Raw genomic sequence first — 19,960 nt, forward strand, 5'->3', positions numbered from 1 at the left:
CTGATCGGGGGTGGTGGCCTAGACCAGGCCCATGTAGCGCATCCGGACGTCCTGGGTCTCCTGCGACCAGGTGGACGCGGTGATCATGCGCTCCTCGGCGCTGGTGTCGACGAGCTTGCGGCCGGGCCACACCTCGTACTCGGGGATCAGGTGGCCCCACTCCTCCAGGCCCTGCTGGAACAGCGACTCGCGCTGGAACAGCACCGGCTGCATCGGCAGCCCCTCCCACAGGGCGCGCCCGCGCTGGATCAGCTCCAGGACGCGCATCCGCTCACCGGGTTGCTCCTGCAGGTGCCGCTTGATGACGCTGCTGCCCACGGACAGGTGGCGGATCTCGTCCATGCCCGCGCCGCGCTCGATCTCCGCGCCCGCCGGGTCCAGCTCGACCCACTTGCGCTCGCTGAGCTCGCCGAACGGGGCGAGCACGCCCTCCACGAGGATGGTGAGGGTGATGACGCCGCCGTAGAAGTCGCCCTGGTCGCGGATGACCGAGACGCCGAACGCCTCCAGCGGGTCGAGCACGGTCTCGATGGCCTTGCCCGCGACCTCGGTGATCACGTCGTCGACCTCGGCCTCGGGGACGCCGACCTCGATGATGTGGTCGCGGAACACGCGGGCGTGCCGGGCCTCGTCGAGCAGCTGGGTGGAGAAGAACTCGGTCATGACCCGGTTGGGCGCGGCGGCGACCAGGTGGCCGAGCGCGCGGGTGACCTTCTCCTCCGCGATGGTGCGGAAGGCGAACTCCTGGATCAGCGCGTCGCGCAGCGGTCCGGGCTTGAGGACCTGCTCGGGCACGACGGCGTCGGGGGTGTGACCGTTGGGGATGCGGCGCAGCAGCCTGCCCGCCACCTCGTCGAGCCAGTACTGGAGGTCGCAGGACTCGGGCGTCAGCTCCAGGGTGCGGGCGCCTTCGAGCACGGGGACGGTGCGGTCCCAGTCGACCTCGGGCCTGATCTCGTCGCTCATGGTTGTTCTTTTCCTCGTGGTGGTGATGGTTGTTCTTCAGATGGCTCGGGTGAGCCGGAGCAGGTTCCACAGCGAGGGGACCGAGACGCCGCCCTCGAAGGCGACGTACTCGGGCTCGACCACGTGCGGGGCCCACTTGCGCTTGAACGCTTCCTGGGTGCGCGAGGGGTAGAGCGCCTTGCCGTGCTCGGCGATCAGCGCGGCGACGCGGGTGACGGCGCCGCTGGCCGCGCCGGGCACCTCGTTGGCCGCGTCGAGGCCGGCGAACGGGGTGTGGCCCAGGTGCAGCCAGCCCGCGCCCTCGGCCTGGAACGTCTGCAGCGCCTGGAGGTTGACCAGCTCGATGGTGCCGACGGGCGAGTCCGGGTCGCGGCGGGTCAGGTCGTAGAGCCAGCCGGGCCTGCCGCCGAACGCCGGGGAGTAGGAGATGTAGGCGACGGGGCGCTCGCCGACGCTCGCGACGAAGATCCGGCGGTGGGCGGCTCCCCGGCCGCCGCGCTCGCCGATCATGAAGTCGAGCTCCTTGACGTGCCTTCCCTTGGCGCGCAACCACCTCGCGTCGATCTCGGACAGCCTCGGGTCGTCCTGGGAGGCGCTCTCGGCGACGGTGACGCCGTCCCGCTTGGCGCGGGCGATGTTCTGCCGGACCTTGGCGAGCGGTCCGCCCTTCGTGGTGAACGCGGCCAGGTCGACGCTGTAGGTGCGACCGAGCTGGTTGACCGCGAAGCCCTGCCCCGCGTACAGCTCGGCGTCGGCGCGGGAGAGCTGCACGGCGCAGATCCGCAGCCGCTCGGACGCGGCCCAGGCGCGGAACTGCGCGAGCAGCGCGGCGCGGTGCTCGGCGCCGGTGAGCGGTCCGCACAGCTGCACGACGTGGCGGCGGCCCCTGCGGTAGGCGACCGTGCCGGGGACGTTCTCGCCGCGGAAGTGCGAGGTCTTCCCGTTGTAGGCGAGGAAACCGCTCGGGTGGTCGCTGTGCTCGCGCAGCGACGCGAGGATCTCCGCGTCGTCGGTGGTGATCACGCGGCGGAGGCCTCGGCGGGCGTGGGGTCCTGGACCGGGCGGTGCTGCTGCTTGCCGGTGACCTGCGCGATGAACGACTGGAACGCGGGCAGCGGCTCGGGCTCGAAGGCGACGCTGAACGGCTTGAGCGTGTTGCCCAGCAGGCCCCGGTCCGCGCACAGGTGCAGCGGGATCGCCAGCAGCGCCCACTCGACGCCGAACGCCAGCACCCACAGGCCGGCCAGCGCGGCGGCGGCGAACCAGTTGTGCATCGTGTTGTACAGCACGTAGTAGGCCTTGTGGATCGGCCCGCCCTTGGCCCGCTTGAACGCGATCGCGCCGGGGTAGTAGCCGATGACGTCGATGGAGAAGAACAGCAGGATCGCCGCCCACCACCGGATGTCCCCGAAGTGCACGAGGGCGAGCACCACGCAGGCGATGAACCCGACCAGGTACTCGGCCCGCATTATCCAGTACGTGGCCTTGGTGTCGAAGTGGTTGACGTGGTCCACGGGGGTTTCTTCCTCTTCTGGGCAGCCCGGAGCGCGGCGGGACCGGGTGTGGGTGTGTGCGGTGGTGCGCGGGCCGTCAGGGCGTCGGGGCGCGGGCCGTCAGGGCGTCGGGGCGCGGGTCGTCAGGGCGCGGGTCGTCGGGGCGCGGGTCGTCGGGGCGCGGTGGTCAGGGCAGCGCGGCGGACAGCGCGACGGAGGCCAGGCGCAGCGGTCCCGGTTGCGCCGCGTACCGGGTGAGCAGGCGCGCGGTGCGGTGCCCGGTGGGGCTGTTGAGGAACCACGGCGGCAGCGGCATGGCCGAGGGCTCGCCGCGCAGCAGCGATCTCGGGGCCGGGCGGAACGGCCCGGTGAGGATCGTGCGCTCGGTGTCCTCGACCAGCAGGGCGTTGTGGGCGCGGCCGATGCCGCTGCCCGCGTCGTGCGGCTCGTGGCCGGGGAACCCGCCCCAGGCGACCTGCGGGGTGAGGTAGCCCAGCGAGGTCCAGGTGTTGACGGCGATCGCGCCGAAGCGCAGCGACACCAGGGTCTTGTCGAAGTCCGGGCCGAGCGCGGCGATCGTGGCGGGGTGGACCAGGAGGTTGACGCCGAGGGTGCCGAAGAGGGTGGTGTTGCACAGGTCGACGGCGGCGCGCAGGTAGTCCCTCGGCGCGCCGGGCAGGCGCACGATGCCCTGGGCCGGGGCGAAGAACTCGGTGCGGTAGAAGGGTTCCTCGGCGTCGTCGGGGTCGAGCCCGTCCACGAGCAGCCTGCGGTGGCCGGTCCCCAGGTCCTCGGCGTCGGGGTGGGCGTTCAGGACCGCGTCGAGCCGGTCCTCGGCCCCTGGGTAGTAGGCCGGGCGCGCGGGCGTGGCGCGCAGGGCCGCGCGCAGCTCGGCGGTGAACGCGTCGGCGAGGTCCCAGTCGCGCGGCAGCACCACGATCTGGGAGGCGGTGCAGTTGAAGCCGTTGTTGGTGAGCTTCTGGGTCGCGGTGTGCCAGGCCTGGTGGCGCAGGTCGGCCCTGGTCCACGGGCCGGGCAGCACCACGGTCGCGCCGACGCCGCCCAGCTCGCTGGTGATCGGCTTGGTCAGCACCGGGGCGCGGTCGGCCTTGCGGCGCTCGCCCTCGGGGCCGTCGCCGAAGACGATGCGGTCGTGGGCGGCGAGGCTGCCGGTGATGTGGACGGCGGCGGTGCGGTCGTCGGCCACGAGCGCGGCCCCGACCTCCGCGCCGCCGGTGACCAGGGCGACGAACCCGCGCTCGGTGAACGGCGCGAAGCACTCCAGCAGCACCGGGCGCAGGTAGTCGTTGACCGGGCTGAGCTTGCAGACCACGGGGGCGTTGCCGTGGTAGAGGGCGTGCAGCACGTCGGTGGGGGCGGTGGCGGAGACGTTGCCCGCGCCGAGCACGAGCGTCGCGCCGCAGGCGACCCGGCCCTCGCGCAGGGCGTGGGCCGCGCGGTCGCGCAGCTGCTCCTCGGTGACGCCGGGCGTGGTCCACGTCCAGGCGCTGAAACCGTTGAGCGTCAACCGGTCGGACAGGTCGCCGGGCAGGGCGCGCAGCGCGAGCCTGCCGTCGGGGCGGTGGCGCACGACGACCCCGTCCAGGGGGCTGCGGCCCGCGGCGAGGGCGTCGACGGTGCGGGCGAGGGCGGCGGCGTAGCGCAGGAGCGCGTAGGGGCCCGCGAGCCACTCCTCGCTCTCCACGGGCGCGCCGAGCGGAATCCCCTTGGCGTCGCAGGACAACCGCACCCACTCGTCGGCGACGCGGCCGACCCGCTCGTGCAGTCGCAGCAGCAGGTCGCGCTTGTCCTGTAAGGGCAGCGCCGCCCACTCCCCCGCGTGGCCGCTCGTGGTCGCCAGGGCGGCGATCGCCTCGTCCCGATCGGTCACGGCCGTGCGCCTCCGGTGTCGTCGTGGTCGCGCCACCAGTCCCGCACCCAGGTGGGCAGCGGGCCCCGGACGCGGACCCAGCGGTAGCGGTCGAGCGGTTGCCCCGCGTCGGCCGCGGTGTAGCGGCGTTCGGTGACGCGCCCGGCGCCGAGCTTGGCGGTGAGCGCGGCCATCGCGGCGGGGGTGTGCATGAGGTCGCCCTCGACCGAGACGACCAGCACCGGCACGTCCACGGCGGCCATGGCGCGCTCGTAGTCGAGGTCGGCGCCGTCGGGCCGGAAGCTGCCGGTGCGGGCGAAGCGCGCCCAGTCGCGGACGACGCCCGCCGACTCGCGGCCCGCGAAACCCACGCGGTCGCCGGGGAAGTAGCCCCAGGCGCGGCCCAGCAGCGCGGCGGCCTGGGTGCCCAGGAGCACGCGCAGGGCGCGCAGCGGCGGGTAGACGCGGTGGTGGGGCGTGCCGGAGGCGATCAGGGCGAGCCCGTCGGCGTCGGCCTCGGGCCTGGACAGGTAGGCGGTGGCGAGCTGGCCGCCGATGCTGTGGCCGAGCAGGACCAGTGGCCTGCCGGGGAACTCGCGCCGGGCGGCGGCGACGATCGCGGGCAGGTCGACGGCGACCGCGTCCTGCTGGCCGTGCCGGGAGCGGCGCGAGATCGCCGGGACGCTGGCCCCGTGGCCGCGCAGGTCGCAGGCCACGACCGGGAAGCCCTGGTGCGCCAGGGCTTCCGCGAACGGGTCGTAGTAGGAGGCGGTGATGCCCATGGCCGGGACGATCACCAGGACGGGGGCGGCCGGGTCGTCGGCGAGCGGGGCGAACACCCGCAGGCACAGCTGGTGGCCCCCGGCGACGGGGAGCACGAGCGCTCTCGCGCCGGTCTCGCCGACGTTCGCGCGATCGGGCACTGGCGAGCCTCCACCTCGGCGACGTCCCCGATAAGGGAACAGCGGGTCCTGAAAAAGGGGAATGGCGTGGGAAGGACGCGTCCCGAGGAAGCGCGCGCCGCGTCCACCGGAACCCGTTTTGCCTGGCCCGCAGTCGTTCGCGGGTGGCGACCGACCGGGCACAGCGGGTTATCAAGATCGTTGCGCGACGAACGGTAGCAGGGTTGCATCAAAAGGCAAAGGATTCCCGGAGCGGTGCAGGCCGAAGGTCGAATTCGCAGGTGGAGGGCATTTTCCGACCACTTCCTCACAGGTTCTTGAGCAACCCTTGAGCCGTGATGACGATCACAGTTTTTGTTTTCTGGCAACCGTTACGCTCCCCTCCCATCCCGGTCCGCACCCGCACGCGCGGGTGCGTCGACCCCCGGTCCCCGTGTTCAGCCCGAGGAGTCACCACCCATGCGCGAGGTCACCACCGCGCCCCTTCCCGCCGTGCCCGTCGACGGCGGTCTCGCCCAGCTCGTGCAGGTCAACGCCGAGCGGGCGCCCGACTCCACCGCGTTCCGCCGCAAGAGCGCCTCGGGGTGGACCCCCGTCACCGCGCGCGAGTTCCGCGACCAGGTCGTCTCGGTCGCGAAGGGCCTTGTCAGCTCAGGGGTCCAGCCCGGCGACCGGGTGGTGATCCTGGCGTCGACCCGCTACGAGTGGACCCTGCTCGACTTCGCGGTGTGGGCCGCGCGCGCCGTGTCGGTGCCGGTCTACCCGACCTCGTCGGCCGAGCAGGTCGCCTGGATCGTCGCCGACTCCGGGGCGAGCGCGGCGGTCGTGGAGACCGACGAGCACGAGCGGCACGTGCGGGACGCGTTCGCCGAGGCCGGGAGGCAGGCCCCGGTGTGGCGGATCGACGACGCCCCCGCGGAGCTGTCGGTCGCGGGCGCGGACGTCCCCGACGCCGAGGTGCTGGACCGCTGCCGGGAGACCGGGCACGACGAGCCCGCCACGATCGTCTACACCTCGGGCACCACCGGCAGGCCCAAGGGGTGCGTGCTCACGCACGGGAACTTCCTGGCCGAGGCCAGGGGCGCGGTCGGTGTGCTGGGCTCGCTGTTCGGCGACGGCGGCGCGGCGCAGGCGTCCACCCTGCTGTTCCTGCCGCTGGCGCACGTCGTCGGCCGGATGCTCCAGGTGGGCGCGGTGTGGGCCGGGGTCACCCTGGGGCACACCGCGAAGGTCGGCGACGCGGTGGCGGACCTGGCCACGTTCCGGCCGACGTTCGTGCTCGCGGTGCCGTACGTGCTGGAGAAGATCTTCCACGGGGCGCGGCAGAAGGCGCTGGACTCGGGCAGGGGCAAGGTGTTCGACGCGGCGACCGAGGTCGCGGTGGCGCACTCGTCGGCGGACTCCCCCGGTCTCGGGCTGCGGCTGCGGCACGCCGCCTTCGACCGGCTGGTGTACCGCAGGCTGCGGGCCGCGCTGGGCGGGCGGTGCGAGCACGTGCTCTCCGGCGGCGCGGCCCTGTCGCCCCGACTGGTGCACTTCTACCGGGCCGCCGGGATCACCGTGCTGGAGGGCTACGGCCTGACCGAGACCACGTCGACGGCCACGATCAACACCCCCGAGGCGTTCCGCGCGGGCACGGCGGGCAGGCCGCTGCCCGGCATGTCGCTGCGGATCTCGGACGCGGGCGAGGTGCTCGTCAAGGGGCCCACGGTGTTCGGCGGCTACTGGCGGGACGAGGAGTCCACGGCGGCGACCTTCGACGACGGCTGGCTCACCACCGGCGACCTCGGGCACGTGGACGAGGCGGGCTTCCTGGTGATCACCGGGCGCAGCAAGGAGATCCTGGTGACCAGCGGCGGGAAGAACGTCTCCCCCGCCGCCATCGAGGACCGCATCGGCGGGCACCCGCTGGTGGGCAACGCCGTGGTGGTGGGCGACGGGCGCAACTACGTCGCGGCGCTGCTGACCGTGGACCAGCAGCACTTCCCGGTGTGGAAGCGCTCGGCGGGCAAGTCCGCGGAGGCGACCGTCGAGGAGCTGTCCGGTGACCCGGACCTGCTGGCGGAGCTCCAGCGCGCGGTGGACCTCGGGAACGCGGCGGTGTCACGCGCGGAGTCGGTGCGCAGGTTCCGGGTGCTGCCGGTGGAGTTCACCCAGGAGAACGGGTGTTTGACGCCGTCGCTGAAGGTGAAGCGCGACGTGGTGGTGCGACGCTGGGCCGACGAGGTGGAGGCCTGCTACGCCGGGTGAGTCGGGTGCGGGAAGACCTTGCGCGTCAAGGGTTTCCCGCACCGCGTCACCACCTGCGGCGCACGGAGGCCGCGACCCCGGTGACGAGCGCGCCCGCCGGGACGTCCCTGGTGACCACCGCGCCCGCCCCGACCACCGAGTCGCGCCCGATCGTCACCCCCGGCAGCACGGTCACCCCGACCCCGAGCCACACCCCGTCCTCCAGCACCACGGGCGCCTCCTCGGTGAACGCGCGCCGGTCCTCGGGCGGCACCGGGTGGTCGGAGGTGATCAGGGTGACGCGCGGCCCGAGCATCACGCCGCCGCCGATGCGCAGCCCGCCCCGGTCGTAGAAGGCGCAGCCGTGGTTGACGAAGACGTCCTCGCCGAACTCGGTGTTCAGCCCGCAGTCGGTGTGGAAGGGCGGGAGGACCCGCACCGACTCGGGCAGCGGGCGGCCGAAGATCTTGGCGTGCAGGGCGGCGCGCTCCTCGGTGCTGTTGTAGGGCAAGGAGTTCAGCCGCGAGGTGAGGTCGGTGACCTCGAAGATCCGCTCCGCGACGCGGGCGAACTCGGCGGTGTGGACGTGGGTGCGCGCTCTGGGCAGGCTGCTCATGTGCCGATCCCAGCAGCGGCCGGGCGCCGCGGACCAACAACCGGCGCGCCCGAGCGCCACAACCGGGGGTTGGGGCGGGCCGGTGGACGTTGAGAACGTGCGCGCCTTCGTCGCCGCCGCCGAGTCCGGCAGGTTGGGGGACGCGGCCGTGGAGCTGGGGATCAGCCAGCAGGCGGTGTCCAAGCGGGTGGGGGCGCTGGAGCGCGCGGTCGGGGTGGCGCTGTTCGCGCGCACGCCGCGAGGGGTCCGGTTGACGCTGGACGGCGCGGTGTTCCTGCCGCACGCCAGGGCGGTGCTGCGGGCCGTGGAGCGGGCGGCGCGGTCGGTGCGGCCGGAGAACCGGGTGCTGCGGGTGGACGTGCCGAACCTGCGCACCGCGCCGTCCACCGCGCTGCGGGCCTTCCACGCCGCGCACCCCGAGGTGGCGCTGGAGGTGGTGACGCTGCCGGAGAACCACCTGGGCGGGGCGCTGGAGGCGGTGCGCGCGGGGGCGGTCGACGCGTCGTTCCGGGCCGTGCCCCTGGCGCGCGCGGACCTGCCGGACGGGGTGCGGACGGCGCGGGCGGTGGACAGCGGGCTGGAGCTGCTGGTCGGCCCCCGCCACCCGCTGGCCGACCGCGCGGAGCTGGCCCCGGTGAAGCTGGCCGGGCACCGGGTGTGGGTGCCGGGGATCAGGCCGGGAACCGAGTGGGCGCGGTTCTACCGGGACTTCGCGGGCGCGTTCGGCGCGGCGGTCGACGGCGCGGGCCCGCACTTCGGCGACGAGGCGCTGCTGGAGGTGCTGGCGGGGTCGGCGGAGCACGCCACGATCGTCGGCTCCGGCGACCACTACCTGTGGCCCGCCGTCTACGACCTGCGCCGCATCCCGCTGCGCGACCCGACGCCGGTCTACCCGCACCGCCTGCTCTGGTCCACGGTGAACGACCATCCCGGCCTGGCCGACCTGCGGGCGTTCCTGACGGCCGGACGGGCGCGTGCGCCGGAACCGGTCTGGGAGCCGAGCTGGGCCTGAGTTGACCTCCAGCTAGATCGAGGTACCACCCTGCTCCCCGTGGACCACAACGAGATCACCGAGTTCAACGCCCTCGTCAGCCGCTTCTTCCGCGCCATGGACGTGCGGGAGTTCCCCGATGGCTGGGCGCAGGACCACTTCACCGACGACGCCACCCTGTCCTCCCCGATCGGCTCCGCCGAGGGCGTCACGGCGGTGGCCGCGCACGTGGAGGAGTCGATCCGCCGCTTCGCCCGCACCCAGCACACGTCCTCGGACCTGCTGGTGGACGAGGCGGAAGGCGTCGCGGTGACGTGGAACGCGCTCATGACGCACGTCCACCTGGACAGCACCCTGCGCTCGCGCGGCGCGGACGCGAACCCGCTCTTCCAGGTCGGCGGCCACTGGCGGGCCGAACTGCGCCGCACGCCCGAGGGCTGGCGGATCAGCGCCCTGTCCCACGATGCGCTCTGGACGACGGGCCTGCCCCCGCTGCTGCCGGAGGGTGTCAAGCCGGTGCTGGCCGGGGACCGCTGACCCGGTCCGATCGCGCGCGTCGTGCGGATCTTCGACGTGCCGCGGGAGGCGGTCGACCTGGTCGACGCGGCCCGCGAGCGCGTCGCCGCCACCACCGCGAAGGTCGCGGGCAAAGACCCGAAGAGCGTGCTGATCGTCTTGCCCGGCATGTCGATGATGAACAGCAACGGCCTGCCCGACGTGCTCGTCGTCGGCGTCTACCAGGCCGGTGAGGACGGGCGGGCCATGGCGGAGGAGCTGTTCGCGAAGTTCCCCGCCTGGGAGGCGTCCAGGACCAGGACCGGCGTGACCGTCTCGGACAGCCTCTACCTGGGGCCGCTCAACGCCGTGGCCGTGGAGAAGCTGGCCGCCGCCATCCACGGCTAGCGCCCACGCCCGCCACGCCTACTCGGCGCCGAGCCGCCACCGGACCCCGCCGGGCCGCCGTCCACCCCCGCGCGCGTACTCGTGCACGGCGGCCCGCACCACCGCCAGGGGCACCTCGACGCCTGCCGGGTGGTCCCAGTCCAGACCGATCATCAGGTACCGCCCCGGCTCCCCGGTCCCCTCGCTGATCCACACCTCGTCCCCGTCGACGTGGCACAGCAGCCCGCACCCGCGTGGCCCGTCCACCCCCACGTTCAGCAGGGTCGACGCCGGGTCGGACCGGTCCCACAGCTGCGCCATCACCGGCCCGCCCACCCGCACGAGGTCGTCCAGCACCCCGTCCACGTCCTGCGGCCCGCGCAGCTCCGCGTCGACCGTCTGACCGGGGTAGTACCAGGCCACCAATTCCGTCACGTTCACTCCGACGCAGGACGTCACCGTCACGGCAGAGTGAACCGCACAACATCTGGTACGCGGGTTCCACTCCGTGTGGCACAGTGGTCCCGGAGCCGAAAGGCCCACGCGGCACCCCCGCACGCGCGCACCCCGCCGCGTCGACGGGCGGAAGCCGTGGTGTGTATCTACCTGCCCCGTGTCACGGGGTAAGGCGGCACTGGTCCAGTCCCGCCTCGTGAAAGCACGTCACCATGACCACGCGTTCCGTCGCCCTGCTCGACGAGTCCCCGCAGGCCCCCGCACCCGCCGAGTCCCCCTCGGTCGCGCGCGCCGTGTTCGACTCCGCCGGGGCCTCCTTCTTCCCGCTGGCCCTCGTGGCCCGCTTCCCCTACGCCATGACCGTCGTCGGCGTGCTCACCCTGGTCGTCGCCGCGCGCGGCTCGATCAGCCTGGGCGGCCTCACCTCGGCGACCGCCGGGGTCGGCATGGCCGTGTTCGGGCCGCTGATCGGCGCGGCGGCCGACCGGTGGGGCCAGCGCCGGGTGCTGCTGGCCACCGGCGTCGCCACCAGCGCCGCGCTGACCGCGCTGGTCGTCCTGGCCTACTCGCCGCTGCCCTCGGCGGCGGTCCTGGTCGCGGCGTTCCTGGTCGGCGCGACCACCCCGCAGGTGCCGCCGATGTCGCGCAGCCGCCTGGTCGGCCTGGTCACCCGCCGCACCCAGGGCGAGACCCGCCCGAAGGCGGTCAACGCGGCGATGGCGTACGAGTCCGCCGCCGACGAGATGACGTTCGTCTTCGGCCCGACCCTCGTCGGCGTCCTGGCCGCCGCCTTCTCCCCCGCCGCCCCGATCATCGCCGCCGCCGCGCTGACCCTGGTGGCCGTGTGCTCGTTCGCCCTGCACCCCAGCGCGACCGCCGCCCAGCCCGCTCCCGAGGACCGGGTGACCCCCGACCCGGTGAGCGACCTGTTCCGCCCGTCACTGCTGGTGGTGCTGCTGGGCATCGTCGGCATCGGCCTGTTCTTCGGCTCGGTGCTGACCTCGCTGACCTCGTTCATGGCCGACCACGGCGACGCCGAGCAGGCCGGTCTGGTCTACGGCGCCATGGGCCTGGGCTCGGCGGTGTGCGCGCTGCTGGCCGGGATGCTCCCGGCGCGGTTCGCGCTGCGGGACCGCTGGCTGGTGTTCGCCGCGCTCGCGCTGATCGGCGCGGTCGGCCTGAACCTGGCGACCTCGATCCCGGTGATGGCGCTCGCGCTGGCGGTGGCGGGCACGGGCATCGGCCCGCTGCTGGTCACCCTCTACACGCTGGTCTCGGACCTGGCCCCGGTCGGCCGCAACGCCACGGTGATGACCATGGCGAGCACCGCGATCGTGATCGGCCAGGCCCCGGCCTCCAGCCTGACCGGCTACCTGGCCGAGGACAGCGGCACGGCCACCGCGCTGGTGATGCCCCTGGTGGCGGTGGCGGTGATCGCCTCGGCCGGGCTGCTCAACCGCTTCCAGGCGGCGACCGCGCGGGTGTGACGGGCCGAAAAACCGCCTGACCGCAGGGCGCACGCGTCGCTAGCGTCCGCGGGATGGACCACGAGGACCCGCGCGCCTACCTGCTCGGTCTCGAAGGGCTCGCGCTGCTGCGCGCGTACGCCGGTGAGCACGACCGCGAGTTCGCCCAGGCCCGGATCGCCGAGGTCCGGGCGCTGCTCGCGGACGACTCGCTGGCGGGCGCGGGCGTGGACGTCGAGCGGGTGGACGCGGTCAGCGGCTACCGCCTGTGGTCGCCGACCTACGACTCCCCGAACACCTCGTTCGACCTCGACGAGCCCCTGGTCGCCGGGATCGTGGACGCGCTGCCGCCCGGTGACGCGCTGGACGCCGCGTGCGGCACCGGCCGCCACACCGCCCGCCTCGCCGGGCTCGGGCACCGGGTCGTCGGCGTGGACGGCTCGCCCGACATGCTCGCGCGGGCCCGCGCCAGGGTCCCCGGAGCGGTGTTCGCGCGCGGCGACCTGCACCGCCTGCCGGTGCCGGACGCGTCCACCGACCTGGTGGTGTGCGCGCTGGCGCTGACCCACGTGCCCGACCTGCGCCCCGTGCTGGCCGAGTTCACCAGGGTGCTGCGGCCGGGCGGTCACCTGGTGCTGTCCGACGTGCACCCGGAGCGGGTGCTGCTCGGCTCGGTGCCGAAGGTCCGCGACGCCGCCGGTCGCCCCGGCAGGCTGTCCGCGCACCGCCACCGGGTCGGCGACTACCTGCGCGCCGCGCTCCCCCTCGGCCTGCGGGTGCTGGGCTGCGCGGAGCCGACCACCGAGCCCTCGGTCACCGGGGAGGCCGCGCTGGGCCCGTGGGAGGGCTGGCCCTGGTCCCTGGCGGCCCTCGTCCCTGAGGCCGCGCGGGCCGCGCACGCGGGCTCCCCGGCGCTGCTGGTCTGGCACTTCCAGCACGGGGGCCGGTGACCCGCCCGGAATCGTCGGACCCACTGCCTACGATGCCGCCGTGACCGACTTCGACGCGCTGCGCAGCGACGGCTCCTGGCAGCTGACCACGACCGGTGACCGGATCACCGGCGCGGTGTTCCGGCTCGCCCCCAACCCGGACCGGCGGGCACTGGTGGAGGCGCTGGGCGCCGACGCGTCCGACCCCGAGCAGTGGGAGTCGGTCCTGCTGGAGGCGTTCCTGACCGCCCCGGAGTCGGCGGACCTGACCAGCCTGGAGCTGCACCTGACCGACTTCCACCACTCGGCGGCCCGCGCGGCGGCGGCGCTGGCCTCGCGCGGGCGCGAGCACCTGGTGGACCTGCGCTTCGGCCACGACTTCACGCTCCTGTACGAGCACGCGACCACGTCGACCGGCCGCCGGTTCAACCCGCTGGAGAAGCTGAACGAGGGGTTCGCGCACGAGAGCGCGGTGGACCTGTGGTCCGCGCTGCCCGCGCTGCGCGCCCTGACGCTGCGGGGCGGCCTGCTGCTGGACGACATGGGCTCGACCACGGTCACCGACCTGCACGTGATCGGCGCGCCGTTCGCGATCGGCGCCCTGTTCCCCGACCGCGCGCCCGGCGTGGTGACCCTGACGGCGGAGATCGGCTACGACGTCTTCGGCGGCCTCTGCCCGGCGGGCCAGCTGGAGATGCTGACCCCGGAGGCCTACCCGGCGCTGCGGCGCCTGGACATCAGCCGGGCGCAGTTCGACGAGGACGAGGACCTGCTGGAGACCCTGGCCGAGCTGCCGGTGCTGCGGCAGCTGGAGACCCTGGACGTGGAGCTGGACGAGGACGTCCCCGAGCGCCTGGCGCCCGTGTTCGCGCACCTGGTGCGGGGGCCGGGCGAGGACTGACACCCCCTGGCCAGGTGGGACGCCAACAGCGAACTCGTGACACGCGCCGAGGCGGATGTGCAGCTCACCTGGAAGTGCTGCGCTGCGCATCCATCTCGGTTGAGGCGCTGTTCACCGCGCGTTCCCCACCCCGGACGCCAGTACTTCGACAGCCTCACGCAAATCAGGGAAGCCGATGTGCGCCGCCCAGCACTCCGTGGCTCCGCCCTGGGGCAACAGGTCTCTTCGCAGCGACACCGGGGCAAGTGCCTGATAGTGGTCGAGAATGAGGCGCTCGACGTGCAGCGCCGTAGCCCGGTCCGCCACTTGGGCGACACCGAGCAGCAGGCCGCCGTTGCGGGTGTGATCGCGCAGGCGGTTGTCGTTGGCGCAGTGGGTGATACCGACCTTGTAGACGCCCGCCTCACCAAGGTCGGGGAAGTGGAAGAGGTAGACGCGGTGTGGTGCGCTGGGGTTAAGGCGGGCGCCGTCACAGCGCAGGCAGGGAGGCGCTCCCGCGCAGATCGCCGTCCACGACACGCTGCGGGCCGTGTCGCAGCGACGGCACACGGATTTCAGGGCCTCCCCCGGATCACCGCTGTAGTCCTGCAGCAGCCGCAGGCCCAGGACGTCCAGTCGTGCGGAGATCCTCGTGGTGGTCGGCTTGAAACGCGCCGCGTCGCAGTGCGCGCAAGGCAGCCAGGACAGCCGAAGTCCTTCAGCGATGCCGAAGATGTGGTCAGCGGCGGCACCTCCGCATTCCAGGCACTCGTAGTTGACCGGTTCGTCACCGTCGGCGTCGCCGAGCGGCAGCAGGGAACGCATGTTGGCTGCGAGCAGGAGTTGCTCCTGCCTCGCCACCGACCAGTGCTCGGTGACAGCTCCGAGCAGGCGGTTGCGGGGGCCGAGTTCGATCCACTTGCACATCTGGCACGTCCAGCCACCACGTCGGATCATGGGCAGCGACACGTCCACCACAGCTCCGCAGGGGTCGTGCCGGGTCCGAAAGCGGTCGCGGGAAGTGTCCCCGAGCCTGATCGTGGTCGCGCCGCAAGCGGCCACCAGCGCGGTCAAGCAGTCGTCGCAAAAACCGACGGCTCGACCACGCCTCGGCCACCGCGACGTTCCGACGCATCCGGGCGTGCCGCACGGGCCGTTCGCACTCGTCATGCTTTCCTTCCGACAACGCGGACGTTCCGGGCTCCGCGCTACCCGGAAAGGTTGATGAAGCGGCTGTAGTGCAACCGGTGCGCGATCGCCACTGTCGCCGCAGGGCCGTTCCGGTGCTCGGCGACGATCACATCGGCTTCGCCCGCACGGGGATCGTCCCGGTTGTGAAGATCCGGTCGGTGGAGCAGCAGGGGCGCGTCGTGCACCTCGGTCACCCTGCGAGCGAGCCTGGTCCAGTCACCGTCCGACATCAGGCCACCGCGCATGTCGTCGCTCCTGATCCTGCTCTCGGCGCACAGAACGCGCTGGACGACGTCCAAGCCGGTCTGATCCAGGCAGAAGAGCGCCGAGCACATCGAGTGCTTGATCGCGGCATTGCGGACGAAGTCGAGCAACAACGTGCTGCGCCCCGCTCCGGTTCTGCTGCCGATGACCGTGAGCGAACCGGGGTGCAAGCCCGTGATCAGGATATCCAGGTCTGCGAAGCCGGTGGGCACCCCCTGCGCCTCGCCGCCCAGCCGCGAAGCCACCGCGTCGACCACGTCGATGGCGGGCTGCAGCCAGTCAGCCAAGAGGACGGTGGCTTCGATCTCTGCCAAGTCCCGTTGCCGTGCTCGGCTTGCGGGCGGGAAGGCGAGTGCTCCCCCTGGAACAGGTGCGGTCCCCGGCCTGCCCGGGAAAGCTTCGGTCCCACGCAGGACCTCTGCGACGATCTGCATCGTTCGTCGATCCCGCTTCGGTACAACGCGCTTGCCCCGGTCACCCGTCGACCACCCGCTCGGCCACGACCAGCAGGTAGTTCACCCGCCCGCTCCGGTAGCCGTCGAGGAACGCGGTCTCCACGCCGGTGCGCAGGTCGGAGCGGGCGCGCAGCTCCCGGTAGGGGATGGCGCGCGTGGTCAGGTCGGTGACCTCCAGCGGTGCGAGGCCGTGGTCGGCCAGTGCCCGGAAGTAGGCGCTGCGCCGGTGGATGCGGCCAGTCGTAGTGCCGGTCGATCGCCTCGCCCTCCGGCGCGCGCCCGGTGACCGCGTCGTTGTGGCAGCCGGTGACCGGCGCGTACCGCCCGCCGGGCCGCAGCAGCCGGGCGAACTCGGCGAACGCCTCGTCCAGGTCCACGTACATGGTGCTCTCGTTGGTGATCACCCGGTCGAACGCGCCGTCCGCGAACGGCGTCGCGACCATGTTGGCGCGGTGGAACCGCACCCGGTCGCCGCACCCGCGCCGCCGCGCCAGGTCCGAGGCGAACTCGACGTGGTGGGAGCAGAAGTTGACGCCGTCGACCGCGCACCCGAACCGGTCGTGCGCCATGAACGTGGTCCCGCCCCGGCCCGATCCCGCGTCCAGGCCCCCGGCGCTCGCGGGGACCTCGCCCAGCGCGGACAGCACCAGGTCGGCCTGCGCGCTCTCCATCCGGTGCAGCTCCCGCGCGATCCGCCGCTGGCGCTCGTGCGGCGGACCGGTGAGCACGTCGGGATCGGGGGTGAATCGGGTCGACCGCCCCAGCGTCGAGCGCCGGAGGGCGCGGGGCCAGCGCGCTCACCCGCGCGCCCGCCGCGAACCACCCGCCGGGCAGCACCAGGAACCACTCAGCCGCACCTCCCTTCGGCCGCACGGGTGATCGCCGGGACACCGCGGGGCGAACGCCGGCCCCGGTCCGCTGTGGACGCTTCGGGAAAGCCGCCGAAAGACCTGCGGCTGTTCACCGGGCGATCACCGAAGGCCGGGAGCATGGACCCCGTGCCTCCCGCTCAGCTCAGACCCGGTGTCGTCCTGCCACTGACCGGCGCGGCCTCGATCCTGCTGCTGCTGTCCGCGCTGGGTCCCGGCGACCCGGTCGCGGACGTGATCAGCGACTACGCCCTGCACCCGTCGAGCGCGCCGTGGTTCGCGCTGTGCGTGCTCCTGCTCGCGATCGGCGGCACGGCCGCGCTCACCGGCCTGCCGCGCTCGTGGGCGTTCCGGGCCTGGCAGGGCGGGGCGGTGCTGTGCGTGGTGTTCCCGTCGAACGCCGACGGCGAGTCGACCTTCTCCGGCGACGTGCACCGCCTGGCGGGCGGGGCGCTGCTGGCCAGCCTGCCGGTGGTGGGGTGGAAGGTGGCGCGGTGGGCGGGGGCGACCGGGCACGCGCGGACGGTGGTGCGGCTGTCGCTGCTGGTGCTGGTGACCGCCCTGCTGTTCGGCGTGAGCCACCTGACCGCCTCCCCGCTGGGGGTGGCGCGAGGGCTTTTCGAGCGGATCACCGTGTTCGCCCAGGCGGGTCTGCTGCTGGCCATCGCGGCAACACCACGGCTTATTCCCGCAAAGGCGGAATCGCAGTCTGACGACGTCCCGGAAAGCACCGATAAACGGGACGCCGCAGTCCCCCCACCTCAGGTTTGACGGTGTTTGCACACGTATGCCGGTCCCCTCCCGAAGCTTTTCCCCGAACGCCGGAAGCGCTACCTTCCCGCAGTAGAAAATACCGGCAGGGAATTCCACATTCGGGCGCATAGCGTTCTTCCTCGATCAGTCGAGCGCCCCGTGGACGAGCGTGGCAGGGGGCGGGGCGGATGGCGGATTTGTTGTCGGCGGAGGCGGTCGCGGTGGCGCGGGCCGTGGTGACGCGGTGGCACGCGGGTGAGCTGGAGGCGTTCGAGGACCTGGTGGAGGCCTACCGGGCCGACCCGGACGGGACCGTGCGCGGGGTGCGGCTGGGCGCGCCGGTGGGGATCGGGATCGACCTGGCGGCGGTGACGCCGTGGGTGCTCGCGGCGGTGAGCGCGGCGGGCGGGGTGCTCGTGGAGAAGGCCGCCGAGGACGCCTGGTCGGCGGGGCGGCGGTGGCTGTCGCGGGTGTGGGGCCGGGGCGGGGCGCCCGCGGCGGAGGAGGCCGAGCAGGCGACGGTCGTGATCACCGTGCACCTGACCGGGCTGGGCGCGGCCGAGCCGGTCGCCCGCGCGGTGGCGGAGCAGGTCGTGCGCGAGCTGGGAGGCCGTGATGACTCTCCCACCGCGTGAGGCCGGCGCTCCGCGCGCCCGGTACGCGCTGCTGGTGGCGGTCCTGCTCACGGCGGCGGTGTACTCGGGCAACCTGATCTTCTACACCGCGTTCGGCGAGTGGTTCGGCACCGCGCTGAAGGCGTGCGTGAACGCGGGGTCCGACCTGCCGCCCCTGGAGCGGGCGGCCGGGTTCCAGCGCTGCGGAGCGCCCTACGAGCAGGCGCGGACGGCGTTCGCCTTCCTGTTCGCCCTGCTCGCCGCGGCCCTCGGGTGGGTGGTGCTGCGGCGCCTGCCCGCGCGGTTGCACCGGCGGGCCGGGATCACCCGCGCGGCCGGGGCGCGCTGGCAGGAGGAGGCCGCCGAGGCGGTGCGGTCGTTGGGCGGCCGGGTCGTCCCCGTCGTGGAGTTCGGCTCCACCTGCCGGGAGGCGTTCACCGTCCGGGCGGGCGGCCGGGTGCGGATCGTGCTCCCCTACGGCGTGCTCGCGCTGCCCAGGCCGGAGGCGTCCGCGCTGCTGCGGCACGAGTGCGCGCACGTGGCCGCCGGTGACGTCGACCGGGTGTGGCTGACCAGGGCGGTGTGGTGGGCGACCCCGGTGGTGCTGCCGCTGCCGCTGCCGTGGCTGAGGTCGGAGACGTCGTTCGCGCTCGACTACGCGGTCCGCGCGGCGCTGCTGCTGGCGCTGGTCTGGGTGGTGTCGCGCAGCGTGCTGCGCTCGCGCGAGCACGCGGCCGACCTGCTGTCCACCCGCGATTCCACCACCGGGCTGGACGCGCTGCTGCGCAGGGCCGTGGACCAGCCCCGCCCGTGGTTCCGCTCGCTGGCCGCGCTGCACCCGTCCACCCGGCACCGGCTGGACGTGCTGGCGCGCGGCGAGGTGGAGCGGCACGTCCGCGCGGCGGAGGGGTTCGCGTTCGGCGCGCTGGCCGGGCTCGTCCAGCCGCTGCTGTCGCACTTCGTGCAGTCCGCGCTGCTGCCGAGCGCGGGTCTGCGGGTGACCACGCTGGCACTGGCCCTCGTGCCCGGGGTGCTGCTGGGCTGCGCCTGGGGCCCGACGGTGTGGCGCTCCCGCACGACGGCGGACGTCCGGCCGGTCCGGGACCGGCTCACGAGCGCGCTGGGCCTGCCGCTGGGGGTCGTGGTGGGCATGGCGCTGTCGCTGATCGGCACGGGCACCCCGCTGATCGAGCCGGCGACCGCGTGGACCTGGGGTTTCACCGTCGTCACGCTGATCGGCGCGACCGCCCTGTGCGAGGGGGCCGCCGCGCTGTGGCACCGGTGCCGGCCGGGTGGCTCGCCCCGGTGGGCAGGCGCGCTCGCGGCGCTGCTGTTCACCGGCGTGCTGGAGGCGGTCTTCTCGTTCCGCCCCATGATCGAGCTGGGTGGGCTGGTCGGGGTGTGGCTGTCGCTGACCTACACGCCGTTCCTGGCGCTGCTGGCGGGCAACCTGGTCGTCGCGGCGCTGGCCTGGCGCACGGCGGTCGGAAGCCGGGTGCGGGTGCTGCTGCTCGCCGTGGCCGTGACAGTGCTCGCCGCCGTGCCCCGCCTGGCGCTGGCGGGCGAGGCCACCGAGGAGAACGCGCTGGACCACCTGCTGCTGAACGCCGTCCTGGCCACCGCCGCCGGGCTGGTGGTGTTCGCGGCACGGGTCGTGGCCGCCGGCCGGGCCGGGATCGCCGAGGGCGTCGCGGGCGCGTGGGTCACGACACCGCTGACCGCGCTGGCGCTCACCCTGGAGTTCGGCCAACCGCAGCACGTGGTGTGGTTGGCGCTGAAGCAGTCAACAGCGCACCTGGCACTCCTGCTGCTGCTCACGGCCGCCGTCGCCGCCGCGCTGACGGCCGCCCGCGACAGGACCCCGGTCGCGCGGGAGCCCGTGGTGGAGCCGAGCCGGACGTGACCTCCGGGCGGGGCCGCGCGGCCCCGCCCGCCCGCCCCCCCGAGAACCAACGCCTGCGTCACATGCTGTCCCAGCTCCCCCACTGCCGTCTCAGAAGCTCATTCGGGAGCCGATTTGCGCCTTGCAGGACGTGGTCAGATGAGGTGTCCCAACGTCACAGTCGGACGTTTTACCTGTTCAAAGCCTTCAACAAGGTGTCCCGGCTGCGGGACGGGCGGACACCTCAGCGTG

The 19,960-nt window shown here is 73.5% G+C and carries 19 protein-coding genes and 1 pseudogene; 10 read left to right on the forward strand and 10 right to left on the reverse strand.

Annotation, left to right across the window (positions count from 1 at the left end; all coding sequences use genetic code 11):
* Positions 1–18 precede the first annotated feature (18 nt).
* The 5 genes from AMIR_RS18030 to AMIR_RS18050 all read right to left on the reverse strand — a co-directional run bounded on the left by AMIR_RS18030 (position 19) and on the right by AMIR_RS18050 (position 5,252).
* A complete protein-coding gene (locus tag AMIR_RS18030) occupies positions 19–966 on the reverse strand; it encodes a ferritin family protein (protein WP_015802395.1) in 948 nt (315 codons plus the stop codon).
* Positions 967–1,002: 36 nt separating this feature from the next.
* Positions 1,003–1,989, reverse strand: coding sequence for a bifunctional lysylphosphatidylglycerol flippase/synthetase MprF (locus AMIR_RS18035; protein ID WP_015802396.1), 987 nt, complete (start codon positions 1,987–1,989; stop codon positions 1,003–1,005).
* Entirely contained in the window at positions 1,986–2,480 is a 495-nt protein-coding gene (locus AMIR_RS18040; RefSeq protein WP_015802397.1) for a hypothetical protein, read from the reverse strand. Before AMIR_RS18040 ends, AMIR_RS18035 begins: the two co-directional genes overlap by 4 nt.
* A gap of 166 nt (positions 2,481–2,646) precedes the next feature.
* Positions 2,647–4,350: an aldehyde dehydrogenase family protein gene (locus tag AMIR_RS18045; RefSeq protein WP_015802398.1), complete on the reverse strand. Its 1,704-nt coding sequence runs from the start codon at positions 4,348–4,350 to the stop codon at positions 2,647–2,649.
* Entirely contained in the window at positions 4,347–5,252 is a 906-nt protein-coding gene (locus tag AMIR_RS18050) for an alpha/beta hydrolase family protein (protein WP_015802399.1), read from the reverse strand. The genes AMIR_RS18045 and AMIR_RS18050 overlap by 4 nt, the downstream gene beginning before the upstream one ends.
* A gap of 438 nt (positions 5,253–5,690) precedes the next feature.
* Here AMIR_RS18050 and AMIR_RS18055 point away from each other — a divergent pair, with 438 nt between their 5' ends.
* The gene (locus AMIR_RS18055) at positions 5,691–7,481 is read left to right on the forward strand and encodes an AMP-dependent synthetase/ligase (protein ID WP_015802400.1); all 1,791 of its coding nucleotides are present in this window, start codon (positions 5,691–5,693) and stop codon (positions 7,479–7,481) included.
* Between the two features lie 46 nt (positions 7,482–7,527).
* Here AMIR_RS18055 and AMIR_RS18060 read toward each other — a convergent pair whose 3' ends face one another.
* A complete protein-coding gene (locus AMIR_RS18060; RefSeq protein WP_015802401.1) occupies positions 7,528–8,076 on the reverse strand; it encodes a sugar O-acetyltransferase in 549 nt (182 codons plus the stop codon).
* 82 nt (positions 8,077–8,158) lie between these two features.
* Here AMIR_RS18060 and AMIR_RS18065 point away from each other — a divergent pair, with 82 nt between their 5' ends.
* The 3 genes from AMIR_RS18065 to AMIR_RS18075 are packed head-to-tail and all read left to right on the forward strand — an operon-like array spanning position 8,159 to position 9,970.
* The gene (locus AMIR_RS18065; protein ID WP_015802402.1) at positions 8,159–9,088 is read left to right on the forward strand and encodes a LysR family transcriptional regulator; all 930 of its coding nucleotides are present in this window, start codon (positions 8,159–8,161) and stop codon (positions 9,086–9,088) included.
* 39 nt (positions 9,089–9,127) lie between these two features.
* Positions 9,128–9,604: a nuclear transport factor 2 family protein gene (locus AMIR_RS18070; RefSeq protein WP_015802403.1), complete on the forward strand. Its 477-nt coding sequence runs from the start codon at positions 9,128–9,130 to the stop codon at positions 9,602–9,604.
* 21 nt (positions 9,605–9,625) lie between these two features.
* Positions 9,626–9,970 (forward strand): TroA family protein, encoded by a 345-nt coding sequence (locus AMIR_RS18075; protein WP_041836831.1) that lies wholly within the window; start codon positions 9,626–9,628, stop codon positions 9,968–9,970.
* An 18-nt stretch (positions 9,971–9,988) separates the two neighbouring features.
* Here the strand turns inward: AMIR_RS18075 and AMIR_RS18080 are convergent, their stop codons facing one another.
* Positions 9,989–10,384, reverse strand: a complete 396-nt coding sequence (locus AMIR_RS18080) for an Imm1 family immunity protein (protein ID WP_015802405.1) — start codon at positions 10,382–10,384, stop codon at positions 9,989–9,991.
* 233 nt (positions 10,385–10,617) lie between these two features.
* Here AMIR_RS18080 and AMIR_RS18085 point away from each other — a divergent pair, with 233 nt between their 5' ends.
* From AMIR_RS18085 to AMIR_RS18095, 3 genes are read left to right on the forward strand one after another with little or no spacing between them, the layout of a single operon-like run.
* Positions 10,618–11,892, forward strand: a complete 1,275-nt coding sequence (locus tag AMIR_RS18085) for an MFS transporter (RefSeq protein ID WP_015802406.1) — start codon at positions 10,618–10,620, stop codon at positions 11,890–11,892.
* 53 nt (positions 11,893–11,945) lie between these two features.
* Positions 11,946–12,821, forward strand: a complete 876-nt coding sequence (locus tag AMIR_RS18090; RefSeq protein WP_015802407.1) for a class I SAM-dependent methyltransferase — start codon at positions 11,946–11,948, stop codon at positions 12,819–12,821.
* 40 nt (positions 12,822–12,861) lie between these two features.
* Positions 12,862–13,701, forward strand: coding sequence for a hypothetical protein (locus tag AMIR_RS18095; protein WP_015802408.1), 840 nt, complete (start codon positions 12,862–12,864; stop codon positions 13,699–13,701).
* Positions 13,702–13,812: 111 nt separating this feature from the next.
* On the opposite strand, the gene AMIR_RS18100 is transcribed toward AMIR_RS18095, so the two are convergent.
* The 3 genes and pseudogenes from AMIR_RS18100 to AMIR_RS43230 form a co-directional block, all read right to left on the reverse strand.
* A complete protein-coding gene (locus AMIR_RS18100; RefSeq protein ID WP_015802409.1) occupies positions 13,813–14,655 on the reverse strand; it encodes a hypothetical protein in 843 nt (280 codons plus the stop codon).
* Positions 14,656–14,888: 233 nt separating this feature from the next.
* The gene (locus tag AMIR_RS18105) at positions 14,889–15,449 is read right to left on the reverse strand and encodes a DnaB-like helicase C-terminal domain-containing protein (RefSeq protein WP_041836834.1); all 561 of its coding nucleotides are present in this window, start codon (positions 15,447–15,449) and stop codon (positions 14,889–14,891) included.
* 500 nt (positions 15,450–15,949) lie between these two features.
* Positions 15,950–16,261, reverse strand: a pseudogene (locus AMIR_RS43230) (SAM-dependent methyltransferase); the annotation flags it as partial.
* A 327-nt stretch (positions 16,262–16,588) separates the two neighbouring features.
* Between AMIR_RS43230 and AMIR_RS35885 the strand changes: the two are divergent.
* The 3 genes from AMIR_RS35885 to AMIR_RS18125 all read left to right on the forward strand — a co-directional run bounded on the left by AMIR_RS35885 (position 16,589) and on the right by AMIR_RS18125 (position 19,729).
* Positions 16,589–17,230: a DUF998 domain-containing protein gene (locus AMIR_RS35885; RefSeq protein ID WP_162945384.1), complete on the forward strand. Its 642-nt coding sequence runs from the start codon at positions 16,589–16,591 to the stop codon at positions 17,228–17,230.
* Between the two features lie 170 nt (positions 17,231–17,400).
* Positions 17,401–17,847, forward strand: coding sequence for a hypothetical protein (locus tag AMIR_RS18120; protein ID WP_015802411.1), 447 nt, complete (start codon positions 17,401–17,403; stop codon positions 17,845–17,847).
* Positions 17,828–19,729 carry a M48 family metalloprotease gene (locus tag AMIR_RS18125; RefSeq protein ID WP_015802412.1) on the forward strand — a complete coding sequence of 634 codons (1,902 nt, stop codon included), beginning with the start codon at positions 17,828–17,830 and terminating at the stop codon, positions 19,727–19,729. Before AMIR_RS18120 ends, AMIR_RS18125 begins: the two co-directional genes overlap by 20 nt.
* Positions 19,730–19,960: the final 231 nt, after the last annotated feature.

It is taken from the genome of Actinosynnema mirum DSM 43827 (assembly GCF_000023245.1).
Classification (GTDB): domain Bacteria; phylum Actinomycetota; class Actinomycetes; order Mycobacteriales; family Pseudonocardiaceae; genus Actinosynnema; species Actinosynnema mirum.

Bases quoted from the DNA above. Each gene is read 5' to 3' on its own strand.
- AMIR_RS18120 (WP_015802411.1), top strand. From the start codon at position 17,401: ATGGCGGATTTGTTGTCGGCGGAGGCGGTCGCGGTGGCGCGGGCCGTG.
- AMIR_RS18090 (WP_015802407.1), top strand. From the start codon at position 11,946: ATGGACCACGAGGACCCGCGCGCCTACCTGCTCGGTCTCGAAGGGCTC.
- AMIR_RS18125 (WP_015802412.1), top strand. From the start codon at position 17,828: ATGACTCTCCCACCGCGTGAGGCCGGCGCTCCGCGCGCCCGGTACGCG.
- AMIR_RS18060 (WP_015802401.1), bottom strand. From the start codon at position 8,076: ATGAGCAGCCTGCCCAGAGCGCGCACCCACGTCCACACCGCCGAGTTC.
- AMIR_RS18030 (WP_015802395.1), bottom strand. From the start codon at position 966: ATGAGCGACGAGATCAGGCCCGAGGTCGACTGGGACCGCACCGTCCCC.
- AMIR_RS18085 (WP_015802406.1), top strand. From the start codon at position 10,618: ATGACCACGCGTTCCGTCGCCCTGCTCGACGAGTCCCCGCAGGCCCCC.
- AMIR_RS18055 (WP_015802400.1), top strand. From the start codon at position 5,691: ATGCGCGAGGTCACCACCGCGCCCCTTCCCGCCGTGCCCGTCGACGGC.